Consider the following 12,099-nt stretch of genomic DNA (forward strand, 5'->3'; position numbering starts at 1 on the left):
ATGGCCCTGCGCCGCTCCAAACTGCGTCACTCCGCACGTCCGCCGGATAGCACCCTGCTCGCCTGATCGGCGAGCCCCCTCCTTCGCTATCCCTGCGTTTGCTCAGCGTATGCAATCCCTGTGGGAGCGAGCCTGCTCGCGAATACGGAGTGTCATTCGACATCAACGGTGAATGACACTCCGTATTCGCGAGCAGGCTCGCTCCTACAGGTTGCGCACTTCGACTGGCTGGCATTGGGTTCTCCCAAATTTGCGTGGACACCGACATGACTCAACGTTGCAATTCCTATTACACCGCCACCCTCAACCAGGACACCGATTACCCGACGCTGAAAGGCCGGCACCGGGTTGACGTGGTGATCATCGGCGGCGGGTTCACCGGCGTGGCCACCGCTGTCGAGCTGGCCGAAAAAGGCCTGAAGGTCGCCATTGTCGAAAGCCACAAGATCGGCTGGGGCGCCACCGGGCGCAATGGCGGCCAGGTCACCGGCAGCCTGTCGGGCGACGAAGCCATGCGCAAACAGATGCGCCGCAGCATCGGTGATGAGGTCGACGATTTCATCTGGAACCTGCGCTGGCGCGGGCACCAGATCATCCAGCAGCGGGTGGAAAAGTACGGCATCGTCTGCGACCTCAAGCACGGCCACCTGCACGCGGCGTACAAACCTGCGCACATGGTCGGCTTGCGCAGGGATTACGACGAGGCGGTGCACCGTGGCATGGGCGACGAGGTCAGCCTGCTCGACCGCAGCCAGGTGCGCGACCTGCTGCAAAGCGAGCTCTACCACGGCGCGATCAAGAACACCCGCAACATGCACCTGCATCCGTTGAACCTGTGCATCGGCGAGGCACGCGCAGCCGAGAGCCTGGGTGCGTTGATCTTCGAGAACAGCGAAGTGCTGGAGATCATCCACGGCGACACGCCTGGGATACGCACCGCCCACGGGCAGATCGACGCCAACCAGGTGCTGCTGGCAGGCGACGTCTACCACAAGCTGGAACCGGGCAAGCTCAAGGGCAAGATTTTCCCGGCCATGGGCGGCATCGTCACCACCGCGCCGCTGGGTGATCTGGCCAGGCAGATCAACCCCGAAGACCTGGCGGTCTACGACTGCCGTTTCGTGCTCGACTACTACCGCCTCACCGCCGACGGTCGCCTGTTGTTCGGTGGCGGCGCCAACTACAGCGGCAAGGATTCGCGGGACATCGCCGCCGAGCTGCGCCCGTGTATCGAGCAGACCTTCCCGGCGCTCAAAGGCGTGGCCATCGACTACCAGTGGAGCTGCGCGATGGGCATCGTGATCAACCGTATCCCGCAACTGGGCAAGCTGTCGGACAACGTCTGGTATTGCCAGGGCTACTCCGGCCACGGCATCGCCACCACCCACATCATGGGCGAAATCATGAGCCAGGCAATCACCGGGCAACTGGAACAGTTCGACACCTTCGCCGCCTGCCAGCACATCCGCGTGCCCATGGGCGACCTGCTCGGCAACCCGATGCTCGCCGCCGGCATGTGGTACTACCAGATGCTTGAGCGATTGCGCTGAAGTTGCTGGCCAGCACATTCAGCATGGATGCTGCCTGGGCTGGCCTCTTCGCGAGCAAGCTCGCTCCCACAGTGTTTAGTGGTTAGCCGGGCCGATCGACCTGATCCAAAGCCCGATTCACCGCCAACTCCCCCAGCATGATCACTTGCGCGATGCCCAGCAGGGTGTTGCGGTGCGTGCCTTCCAGGAAACCCGCCAGGTCATGGGCCATGACATTCGCCGAGGCCAGCGATTCGCAGGCGTGGGCCAGCAGGGTTTCGGTGTCGATGTCGGAGTTGATGGTGAACAGGGGTGGCGGCTGTACGCAGGTTAGCAGACCGGGGAGACACGCAACCGGCGCGCCCGAGGGCGCCCTGCGCACAACTGCCATCAAGTGCAGGGATGGGAAATACCTGACTGTCTGGACTGCCAATGCGCCTCATGTCACCACGGGCTGCTAAACCCGATCACTGGAAATCAGTGACGCAGACCAAGTTACCGATGGCCTCCAGGGCGCACAAGCCGGCGGATTCTGGCGTAGCTGTAGGCAATGCCGCAAGCGGTTGTAGCTTGCAGGAAGTTACTCCTACAGCCGTTAAACATGCATTCCAGATTGATACCGCTTTCGCGAGCAAGCCCGCTCCCACAGAGGGGCTTCGTCGTACACAGTATTTGTGTTCACCGAAGATCCCCTGTGGGAGCGGGCTTGCTCGCGAAGAACGATAACGCGGTCTATATCAAGCCGCGCTGGCATGCTCAACGCGATGAAACAACCGGTTGAAATACACCAGGCTATCGCGCGGCTCGCGCACGCCCACCTTCGTCAATTCCACGAACATCACCGAATGCGAACCCACTTCCTTGCACTCGCTGATCCGCCCTTCGAGCTGCACCAGAGCATCGCGCAGCACCGGTACGTCGGCGGCGCCGTCGTCCCACAGGTCCCAGGCGAAGCGTTCGTCCATCGGCACCTTGGTCATGCCGGCGAAATGCCGGGCCAGTTCTTCCTGCTCGCCACACAGCACGTTGACGCACAAGTGGCCGTTGGTGCGGAACACGTCGTGGGTGGCACTGTTGCGGTTGACGCACACCAGCACGGTGGGCGGCGAGTCGGTGACCGAGCACACGGCGCTGGCGGTGATGCCGCAACGTCCGCCGGGGCCGTTGGTGGTGATGATGTTCACCGCGGCTGGCAGCTGCGCCATGGCGTTGCGAAAGTCGATTTGCTGCTGGCTCAGGTCGGCCATGTCGATGCCCCTTCCTTCAGGAGGACCGCTATCTTGCGGCCCGTAGGTGATGGAACAAGACTAAGGCTGCGGGCGCGCCGCAACCATTCTGACGATCCCCATGGAGAGGTTGGCTTTCCGCTAGTCGACTAGGTGGTTTCTTTATCGCAAGGGCCGGCCACAGTGGGTATTCTGCATACTGGCTCCGCAAAGATGAGCCGATGCGCGCCGCGCGTTCGCGTGCGAAAACAATAATTAAAAACTTCGTGGCAGCCCCGATGGAAACCCGTAAACCGATTGTTTATATCGTTGACGACGACAAGGACCTGCGCACTTCGCTGGCCTGGTTGCTGGAGTCGGTCAGCGTGCAGGCGCAGTGCTTTGCCGGCGCCGAAGAGTTCCTCAGCCAATACGACCCCAAGCAGCCCGCCTGCCTGGTGCTCGATGTGCGCATGCCGGAAACCAGCGGTTTCCAGTTGCAGGAAATCCTCAACCAGCGCGGCAGCACCCTGCCGACCATTTTCGTCTCGGCCCATGGCGATATTCCGATGTCGGTCACGGCGATGAAGAACGGCGCGCTGGATTTCGTCGAGAAGCCCTACAACCCGCAGCAGATGATCGACCGCATCCAGGCCGCGCTGAAGACCGCCGTGCACGCCCAGGCCGATCAGCAGCAGCGCCAGAACCTGCAGGGCAAACTGGCGTTATTGACCAGCCGTGAACGGGAAGTGTTGATGCTGGTGATCGATGGCAAGGCCAGCAAGGTGATTGCCCGGGAGCTCAACATCAGCGTGAAGACCGTTGATGTGCACCGCACCAAGATCAAGGAAAAGATGGGTGTGTCCAGCATCGCCATGCTGGTGCGCGAGGTGCTGCATTTGCCGGTGGATGAGCCGGCGCGGCACTGAGAGATTTGTGGCGGTCATGAGACCGCCATCGCTAGCAGGCTAGCTCCTACAGGGACTCTCGTCGTACACAGATTTTGTGTTCGCTGGAGATCCACTGTAGGAGCGAGCCTGCTCGCGATGAGGCCAGCAGACTCAACATCAATAGCGGGTGTCAGTTCTGACTGTAGCGCTTGCGATAAGCACCCGGTGACACACCAAAGCGCGATTTGAAGGCCGACGAGAAGTAGCTCGAATCCGAGAAGCCCCACGCATAACACAGCGCCGAAAGCTTCTGCTCGACATCGGCCCGGCGCAGGTTTTCGGCGCAAAAATCCAGGCGGCGGTGCTTGATGTATTGCGCCACCACCAGGCCGCGCTTGGAGAACATCCGGTACAGGCCGCGCACGGAAATCCCGACTTCACGGGCAATCAGCTCGGGGCACAGTTCTTCGTCGCTCAGGTGCGCGTCGATGAAGGCGATGATTTTGCGAAATTGCCGCTCATGGGCGTCCGCACCGCAGTCGCGGGCGCTGATGCCCGGCAGCAACAGGCTGGCCAGGGCATCGAGCACGGCCTCGCTTTCCTGCATGTCCAGCCCGTCCTGCTGGCGAGTGTCCAGCACCAGCTTGTTGGCCATCGCCGCCAGGGGGCTGCCGGCCGCGATGCGCGTGGCGCAGTTGACGGCATTGAAGTGCGAACCGCGCTCGACCACCTGGCGCGGCAAAATCAGCGACAGCTGTCGGCAATCGTCGTTGTAGATCATGTCGCTCGGACGGCTGGCGTCGATCAGGGCGATGTCGCCACAGCCCAGTTGCGCGCGGTTGTCGCCCTGCTCCAGCTGCGAGCTGCCGCGCATCTGGAACACCGCGTAGTAGTGGCCGTCGCTGCTGGTGCTGACGTCCTTGCTGGTGCGGTACAAATGCACGTGCGCCATGTCGACCACACTGAGGTTGATCGCACCGCTGCGAAATTCCGCCAGTTCGCCATAGAAATCGGTGTCCAGCGCCCGGGCATCGAATCGCCCACAGGCCTGGTTCACCTGGCTCAACCAACTTTCGAACGCCTCGTTGCGCACCGTCGATGCTGTAATCATGTCCGCAAGCCTCACGTTTTTGTTGTTATTTTTCGACCGCTTCATCGAGCGGTTCGTCAAAACGGTTATTTCTGTAGCCATCTCCTCCTTCGACGGCCGCCGGGCGCCCATTCAACAGGCTCCGGCCCAAGCTTTCCAGTCGACTTTCGGTTAAAGGTCCAATACCAGACGAGCGGAAAGCGCCCGTGATACACAGGCGCAAATCTGCTTGTTGGAGGCCTTTTCCTTGTTCGACAGACAGTTGTCGCGGTGCTCCGGTAAACCGTCCAGCACCTCGACGATGCAGGTGCCGCAGATACCTTCGCGGCACTCGGTGTCGATGTCGCAACCATGGGCCTGCAACACATCGACCAGGCTGGTGTTGGCCGGCACTTGCAACACCACGCCGGAACTGGCCAGTTCGACTTCGAACGTACCCGCCGGGGCGCTGTTGGCGGCCGGGTCTGCGGCGAAGTGCTCCAGGTGAATGGCATCGTCCGAGCGACTGCGGGACGCCACTTCCACCACTTTGTTCATGAACGGCGCCGGGCCGCAGGTGTAGACATGGGCGGCGCTGCCGGCACGCTCCAGGCATTCGCTCAACGCTGCGTCGAGATCCGCGGGTTCCACGCCGTAGTGAAACTCCACTGATTCAGCAAAGTTCGTCGCCAACAGTTCGGTAAACGCAGCGTACTGCGCCGAGCGGGCGAAGTAGTGCAAGCGATACGGCTGGCCGCTTCCAGCCAATTTGTAGGCCATGCTCAGCAGCGGCGTGACACCGATACCGGCGGCGAACAGCACGTGTTCACTGGCCGTTTCATCGAGACGGAACAGGTTGCGCGGCGCACCCATTTCCAGCTCCATGCCCTCTTCCACTTGCTCGTGCAGCGCGAGCGAGCCACCGCGCGACTGCGCTTCTTTCTTCACCGCCACCAGGTAGGCGCGGCGATCCTGTGGCGGGCTGCACAGCGAATACTGGCGGGTCACCCCGGTCGGCCCGGTGAGGTCGACGTGGGCACCCGGTTCATAGGTGTCGAGCGGCTGGCCGTCACTGCGCACGAGGCGAAAGGAACGGATATCCAGCGCTTCGTCGACGATCCTTTCGATCTTCACCTTCATCATTGCATCACCTGAATACACTTGTTTTGATTTAGCACTACGGCTTGGTTACACCTTGTAGGAGCGAGCCTGCTCGCGATGGAGTGTCAGTCGACATCGATTCAGCTGATACACCATCGCGAGCAGGCTCGCTCCTACAAGGATCATTCCCCGGCCATAACATTGGGTTGGCGCGCTCAGCGCATGAACAAGCCGCCATTGACGTCCAGGCACGCGCCGGTCACGGAGGTCGCGTTATCGGCGATCAGCAGCAACACGCTGTCGGCGATGAACGCTGGATCACCGAGGGTGCCGGCCGGGATCATCTTCAGGATCTGTTCCAGACGTTCCGGAGCCACGGTTTCGCGTACCACTGGCAAGTCCAGCGGACCTGGCGAAATGCTGTTGACCGTCACGCCTTGGGGTGCCAGTTCACGGGCGAAGACCTTGGTCAGGGTCGCCACGCCACCCTTGGCCGCCGCGTAGTGCGCGCCGGTGGCGGTGCCGCCGTTCTGTCCGGCCAGGGACGCAATGTTGACGATGCGTCCGAAGCCGCGCTCGGCGAAATGCGCGCCGAACACCTGGCAGGCAACAAAGGTGCCGCGCAGGTTGATCGCCATCGACTCGTCGAACTCTTCCGGCGTGATGTCCATCAGCGCCGCGACTTTCGACACACCGGCGTTGTTCACCAGAATGTCGGTGCCACCCCACTGCTCAGTGAGCAGATCGCGGGCACGCTGGAAGTCGGCCTTGCTACGCACATCCAGCTCGATGGCCATAGCGCTGGCGCCGCTGCCATCGAGTTCCAAAGCCAGTTGCTGCACGCCATCGAGGCGCACATCGGCCAGGCCGACGCGATAACCTGCCGCGTGCAGACGGCGGGCAATGCACTCGCCCAGTCCGCGCGAGGCACCCGTTACGAGGGCTACTCGACTCATGATGTTGCCCTCACAAAAGGAAGCCGAGCGCGCTCAGGCTGTCGGTGGAGTTGATCAGGCGCACCACTTTGCGCTCCAGGGTCGGCACGCCGTCGGTGAAGCGGATACGGTGGTTCAGGTCGGCCACAAATGGCGTGTGTACGCCGCGCTTGTAGGCGTACAGCAGTTGCGCCGAGTTGACTTCGACGATGTCGCCGGCCGCTTCCACCAGGCGGAAACGCGAGATCGTGCGGATGGTTTTCGCTGCATCCACTGCCGACGGCGAGTAGCCGGCGGTCAGGCGTTCGATGCGCAGGTCACGCATGCGCGCATCGTCGTAGGCGTAGTTCAGGGTCGCCTCGAAGTCCTCGGTGTCCGGGTCGATCGGCACGATGTACTTGCCGCTTTCGCTCCACAGGGTCGCCCATTCGGCGTAGTGCTTGTGGTCGAGCAGTTCGGCTTCGCGCCAGATGAACTCGATGGCCTGGGCCAAGGGACCTGCAAAACCGTTCAGGGTGTCGTGATTGCTCATTGGCTCATCATCCTTCTCCACATGTCGTAGGCACCGCGCATACCGCCTTCGTCGGTGGCGTGGCTGACCTTGTCGCCGTTTTCAGCAGTGATTTCGCGGTTCAGGCCGCGGTTGACCAGGATTGGCGCATCGACGCCGGCGTACGAGCCGCGTTGCACGCGATCCCAAGCCTCGGCATCGTCAGGGCTGCCGAAACCGAACGGGCCCTGGAAGTGTTCGTGGATGCGCATGCGTTCGCGGTTGGCGATTTCCGGGCCGCCGTCCATGCCGAGGGCGACGTGGCGGATCTCGGTTTCGGTGACCGACACCGGGCGCAGCACGCGGAAGAACGACATCGACATCGCCACATTCGGGAACAGGTTCAGGTTGAAACCGGCGCCGTGCAGCGAGCGCACGATGCGACGGACCTGATCGGCCGGCAGGGTTTTCGACAGTTCTTCAGTCACATGGGCGAAGCGCTCCTGCAACTGTTCGGTGCCGTCGTCATGATCGAGGTCGACGTGCTCCGGCACCATCACCATCACGCTGTGGCCGTTGCCCAGGGAGTGGGTCACGGCTTGTTCGTCGGTCATGAACGAGAGCATTTCCGAGGTTTCTTCATCCACCGACGACATGAACGACTTGTGCACGATCGGGAAGTGGTAACCATCGGTGGTGTTTTCCAGCTGGATCTTCCAGTTGCCCTTGAAGCTGAACTTGTGTTCGCCCTGGGTCTTGATCGGGTAACCGGCGCCCTGCTTCATGAACAGGTCCATCCAGTGCTTGGCGCCGCCGAGGAAGTCTTCCAGCGGTTCGATCTCGTCGTTGTAGCTGGCGAACACCATGCCGGCGTAGCTTTCGACGCGCAGGCTGGTCAGCGGCAGTTCGGATTTCTCCAGGATGCCTTCGTAGCCATCCGGATACGGCAGCGCACGCAGCTTGCCATCCAGGCCATAGGACCAGCTGTGGTACGGGCAAGTGAAACCGGTGGCGTTGCCCTTGTGCTTCTCGCACACGGTGGCGCCACGGTGCCGACAACGGTTTTCCAGCACGTTGATGTTGTTCTTCTTGTCGCGCACGACAATCACCGGGCGACGGCCGATGGTGGCGGTCTTGAAGTCGCCGCTATTGCGCACTTCGCTTTCGTGGGCAACCCACACCCAGGTGCGGTAGAAAATCTTGTCCAGCTCGGCTTCGAACAGCGCCGGGTCGTTGTACAGCGAGACGTCGACGCGGTCATGCTGAACCAGGTCTTCGGGGCTTTTCGACGTTGCGATCAGCTGATATTCATGAGTGCTCATGCGGTTCTCCTCATGGCTTCTTTTTATGATTTTGATTTAGAGCCAAGCCGTTCACCGGCCATGCTCTGTTGCAGTTGCGCGCCGAAGGCGCAGACCAGTTCGTCCTGACCTTTGCGCCCAACGATTTGCAAGCCAACCTTCAGCCCACCGCAGTCGAGTTCCACCGGAACCGTCAGGGCCGCGTGGCCGCTGAGGTTGAAAGGCCGAACCAGCGGAGTCATGCCGGCCACCGCTTTGCTGCCGGCGCGGGCCTCGCTGAGGGTCGGCGGCAGGGTCGGCATCGTCGGCAGCAGTAACACCGCAAAGTCTTCCAGCGCCGCGTCCACTTGTTGGGTGAACGCTGTGCGCACGGCTTCGGCCTCGGCCAGGTCTTGGCGCGTGGTGCGGCTGGCCGCCAGCAAACGTGTTTCCACATCGGCGCCGATCAGGCCCTTGCCGGTCAGGTGGCCGAACGCCGCCCAGTTTTCGAAATTGATCACGGTCAGGCCGGCGGCGAACGCCGCTTCGAATTCGCTCAGGTGCAGGTTGCTGCGACGCCATCCGGCGCGGTCGGCGGCGGCACCCAGGCTGGCTTGCAGGTGCGAATCGCAGGCCACCTCGAGAAAGCCGACCCTGGCGCCATCGCTTGGCAGGCCTTGAGCGGTAAAGCCCGGGCAGATCACCTGCATCGCGGCAATCAGGTCGTCCATGCTTTTGGCGAACGGCCCGACGCAATCGAGGCTGGATTCCAGCGGATGGGCGCCGACACGGCTGACGCGACCATAAGTCGGCTTGAGCCCGGCAATGCCACAGCACGCCGCCGGCACCCGCACCGAACCACCGGTGTCGGTGCCGATGGCGATGTCCGCCAAGCCTGCCGCGACCGCCGAAGCCGAACCGCTGGACGAGCCGCCAGGAACACGGTCCGGCGCTTGTGGGTTGATCGGTGTACCGGTCCAGTCGTTGATGCCGGTCACGCCGAACGCCAGTTCATGCAGGTTGGTCTTGCCGACGATCTGCCAGCCAGCGTCGAGGATCGCATCGACCACTTCGGCGTTTTTCGTCGCCGCCGGTGCATCGGCGAAGGCACGGCTGCCCGAACGGGTCGGATGGCCGGCGATGTCGATGGAGTCTTTGATCGCAACCCGTTTGCCGTTGCCACCGAGGAGGAATTCGCTGATGAAAGTACTCATGCGCCCGCTCCCAAGGTGAATAGCTCCGTATTGAACAGACGTTGCGTACGGAAATGCGCGATCAGCCAGACGCCGTCGACACAGCGAAAATCGATGTTCAGCCGCGTGCCGAACAGCTCGTTGCGGCCATCGGCGTAAGTCGAGATCTGCTGCATGATCCACTGCCCCTGCGCCGCCTTGCCGTCGACCATGATCGACTCGCTGGTGAGGTAATGCAGGTTCAGCTTGAAGTGGTCGGACGGCGGCAGATAACCGCCGACAAACGCCGCCACCGCTTCACGCCCCTGGTGTTGACCAAAGGTCTGTGCGGTCTGGGTGCCGAGGCCTTCCCAGATCGCATCTTCGGTGAACAGTTGCGCCAACTGGCTCAGATGAATCGCCGCCCGCGGCACGTCGCACAGGTCCATGTAGCGCGCCATCAAACGGCGAACTGCACTTTCCCCTTCGAGCGTCGCCAGACGCTGCAGCAAGGCCTCGTTCATGGCTTACACCTTGGCCGCATCAGGAATGGTCAACGGGCGACCGATGCGCGCTTCGATCTTCGCGTAGCGCCACAGGCTGTACTGGCCGACCGGCGTGGTGCGGAACAGGTTGCAGGCGTCGATCACCGACTGGTGGCAGTCGACGTCGGCCATGATGTACACGGTCCAGGGCGAGGTGGTGGACGGGCCGACCATCAGGCGGTCGTCATCCATCGCACCGAGCACGGTGATGCCGGGCATGGCACCGAGATCGCCCATCATCTGGCTGAAGCCTTTCCACACGCTCAGGCCTTCGCCGGTGGGCAGGTCGAAAAAGTTCTGGGTGATGCCAATGCAGAAGACGACGCGCAACGGCTCTTGGGTGGTTTGCGACATGGGTGCGATTCCTTGAAAAAGTAATGGGGATTCAGATGTAGCCCGGAAACGGCGAGACGCCGAGGAACACCGAGCCGGCGCCGTCATACAGGCCTTCGCTGAGGAAGGCGTGCTGGGTCACCACCATCGAATCGCGCAGATAGCGCTGAAGCGGATGGCGCAGGTAAATAGCGGTGGTGCCGGCCAGGCTGTAGGCGCTCTGCACCACCTCGGCACCGGCCTGGGACACGTGAATGGCCGACAGGCGCAACAGGCTGGTTTGCTCCGGCGTGACCGGGTTGCCGGCCAGGATCGAGTTCCACACCTGTTCGGTGGCGTTGTAGAAAAAACCGCGGGCGGCGCTGAGCTTGGCTTCAGCCTTGGCGATCTCGATGCGCACGTAAGCGCGGTCGGACAATTTCGGTGCGCCGGTGATGCCGCTGCCGCCAGCCATGCGGCTGATTTCGTCCAGTGCGGCACGGGCCAGGCCGAGGTTGACCACCGCCAACACTTGCGCGGCGTAGGCGATCGACGGGTAGTGGAACAGCGGTTCTTCGATGGTCGCGGCACCGCCACGGATGAATGTCCAGCGCTCCTCAACGCGTTTATCGCTCACTCGCAGGTCATGACTGCCAGTGCCCTTGAGGCCGACCACTTCCCAGTTCTCGACGATGTCTACCTGCTCCGGGCGAAATACTGCCGTGCGCGGCTTGCCGCCAGCGGCGCCGATGCCAACGCCCAACAGGTCTGCGCCTTTGCAGCCGCTGGCGAATTTCCAGGTGCCGTTGACCTTATAACCGCCCTCTACAGCCTCGGCTGGTTGCAACGGGAACAAGCCACCGGCGAACACCAGGTCAGGGCTATCGGCGTAGAGTTCAGCCAGGGTTTCGCGAGGCAACGCTGCCAGGTAGACACCGGCGCTGCCGAAGCTGGCCACCCAACCCGCCGAGCCGTCGGCTTCGGAGATGCGCTCGATCATTTGCAGGAACAGCGAAGGTGCCAGGGCGTCGCCGCCGAAGCATTTCGGCGTGGCGGCGCGGTAGATGCCCACCTGCTTGAAGCGCTCGATCATGTCCCGAGGCACGTGGGAGCCGGCGTCGAATTCTTCGCGGCGTTGGCGGACCTCATCCAGCACCTGCTGAAATAGCTGACTCTCGACCATTGGCACGACCGGGGCGGACACAGGGTCTTGTTGCGCGACAGCTGAACGCAGCATGGGCTAGTTCTCCGTTTTGATTATTGTTAGTGGGCTCCGCTGCTCCCTGTAGGAGCGAGCCTGCTCGCGAAAATCGTCTGAACAACGCGGTCATTCAGACCGGACGCGTTATCGTTGACGTCCATCGCGAGCAGGCTCGCTCCTACAGGTAGTGGTGTGGTTACCCTTGCATTGCGGTCCAGTGTAAAAACCGCGTCCCGGCACAACTATTGGTGCGTGCAGCCCCCCGACTAAAGAAAACCCCTAGGCCGACACCCCTTACCTCTGAGCGCATCCCGCTGTGCGAGCAGGTATAAAACGCCATACTGCAAATCTCTGCCGCCAGGGGCCGTGC

General features: G+C 62.2%; 14 protein-coding genes. 3 read left to right on the top strand and 11 right to left on the bottom strand.

Annotation, left to right across the window (positions count from 1 at the left end; all coding sequences use genetic code 11):
- Nucleotides 1-266 precede the first annotated feature (266 nt).
- Nucleotides 267-1,550, top strand: a complete 1,284-nt coding sequence (locus tag WHX55_RS19410; RefSeq protein ID WP_353741081.1) for an FAD-binding oxidoreductase — start codon at nucleotides 267-269, stop codon at nucleotides 1,548-1,550.
- An 82-nt stretch (nucleotides 1,551-1,632) separates the two neighbouring features.
- Here the strand turns inward: WHX55_RS19410 and WHX55_RS19415 are convergent, their stop codons facing one another.
- Together WHX55_RS19415 and hpaC are read right to left on the bottom strand one after the other, a co-directional pair.
- Nucleotides 1,633-1,866, bottom strand: a complete 234-nt coding sequence (locus tag WHX55_RS19415) for a DUF6124 family protein (protein ID WP_353743068.1) — start codon at nucleotides 1,864-1,866, stop codon at nucleotides 1,633-1,635.
- A gap of 400 nt (nucleotides 1,867-2,266) precedes the next feature.
- Nucleotides 2,267-2,776, bottom strand: a complete 510-nt coding sequence (hpaC, locus tag WHX55_RS19420) for a 4-hydroxyphenylacetate 3-monooxygenase, reductase component (protein WP_056723075.1) — start codon at nucleotides 2,774-2,776, stop codon at nucleotides 2,267-2,269.
- 257 nt (nucleotides 2,777-3,033) lie between these two features.
- On the opposite strand from hpaC, the gene WHX55_RS19425 reads away from it, so the two are divergent.
- Nucleotides 3,034-3,663, top strand: coding sequence for a response regulator (locus WHX55_RS19425; protein WP_007945336.1), 630 nt, complete (start codon nucleotides 3,034-3,036; stop codon nucleotides 3,661-3,663).
- 151 nt (nucleotides 3,664-3,814) lie between these two features.
- On the opposite strand, the gene feaR is transcribed toward WHX55_RS19425, so the two are convergent.
- Nucleotides 3,815-4,735: a transcriptional regulator FeaR gene (gene feaR / locus WHX55_RS19430; protein WP_150752900.1), complete on the bottom strand. Its 921-nt coding sequence runs from the start codon at nucleotides 4,733-4,735 to the stop codon at nucleotides 3,815-3,817.
- Between feaR and WHX55_RS19435 the strand changes: the two genes are divergently transcribed.
- Nucleotides 4,734-4,889, top strand: a complete 156-nt coding sequence (locus WHX55_RS19435; protein ID WP_191624997.1) for a hypothetical protein — start codon at nucleotides 4,734-4,736, stop codon at nucleotides 4,887-4,889. The two genes, feaR and WHX55_RS19435, sit on opposite strands and share 2 nt — an antisense overlap.
- On the opposite strand, the gene WHX55_RS19440 is transcribed toward WHX55_RS19435, so the two are convergent.
- From WHX55_RS19440 to WHX55_RS19475, 8 genes are all read right to left on the bottom strand, one after another.
- A complete protein-coding gene (locus tag WHX55_RS19440) occupies nucleotides 4,886-5,836 on the bottom strand; it encodes a PDR/VanB family oxidoreductase (protein WP_150752901.1) in 951 nt (316 codons plus the stop codon). The genes WHX55_RS19435 and WHX55_RS19440 overlap by 4 nt on opposite strands.
- Nucleotides 5,837-6,009: 173 nt before the next feature.
- Nucleotides 6,010-6,750, bottom strand: coding sequence for an SDR family oxidoreductase (locus WHX55_RS19445; protein ID WP_353741082.1), 741 nt, complete (start codon nucleotides 6,748-6,750; stop codon nucleotides 6,010-6,012).
- Between the two features lie 10 nt (nucleotides 6,751-6,760).
- Nucleotides 6,761-7,261, bottom strand: coding sequence for an aromatic-ring-hydroxylating dioxygenase subunit beta (locus tag WHX55_RS19450; RefSeq protein ID WP_150725300.1), 501 nt, complete (start codon nucleotides 7,259-7,261; stop codon nucleotides 6,761-6,763).
- Nucleotides 7,258-8,541 (bottom strand): aromatic ring-hydroxylating dioxygenase subunit alpha, encoded by a 1,284-nt coding sequence (locus WHX55_RS19455; RefSeq protein ID WP_353741083.1) that lies wholly within the window; start codon nucleotides 8,539-8,541, stop codon nucleotides 7,258-7,260. The genes WHX55_RS19450 and WHX55_RS19455 overlap by 4 nt, the downstream gene beginning before the upstream one ends.
- Nucleotides 8,542-8,564: 23 nt before the next feature.
- Nucleotides 8,565-9,713, bottom strand: a complete 1,149-nt coding sequence (locus tag WHX55_RS19460; RefSeq protein ID WP_353741084.1) for an amidase — start codon at nucleotides 9,711-9,713, stop codon at nucleotides 8,565-8,567.
- On the bottom strand, nucleotides 9,710-10,195 hold the full coding sequence (locus WHX55_RS19465) for a nuclear transport factor 2 family protein (RefSeq protein WP_150759250.1): 486 nt from the start codon (nucleotides 10,193-10,195) through the stop codon (nucleotides 9,710-9,712). Before WHX55_RS19465 ends, WHX55_RS19460 begins: the two co-directional genes overlap by 4 nt.
- Nucleotides 10,196-10,198: 3 nt before the next feature.
- Nucleotides 10,199-10,570, bottom strand: a complete 372-nt coding sequence (locus tag WHX55_RS19470) for a hypothetical protein (protein WP_057715413.1) — start codon at nucleotides 10,568-10,570, stop codon at nucleotides 10,199-10,201.
- Nucleotides 10,571-10,601: 31 nt separating this feature from the next.
- Nucleotides 10,602-11,765 (bottom strand): acyl-CoA dehydrogenase family protein, encoded by a 1,164-nt coding sequence (locus WHX55_RS19475; RefSeq protein WP_353741085.1) that lies wholly within the window; start codon nucleotides 11,763-11,765, stop codon nucleotides 10,602-10,604.
- Nucleotides 11,766-12,099: the final 334 nt, after the last annotated feature.

Source organism: Pseudomonas fluorescens, from assembly GCF_040448305.1.
Classification (GTDB): Bacteria; Pseudomonadota; Gammaproteobacteria; order Pseudomonadales; family Pseudomonadaceae; genus Aquipseudomonas; species Aquipseudomonas fluorescens_BH.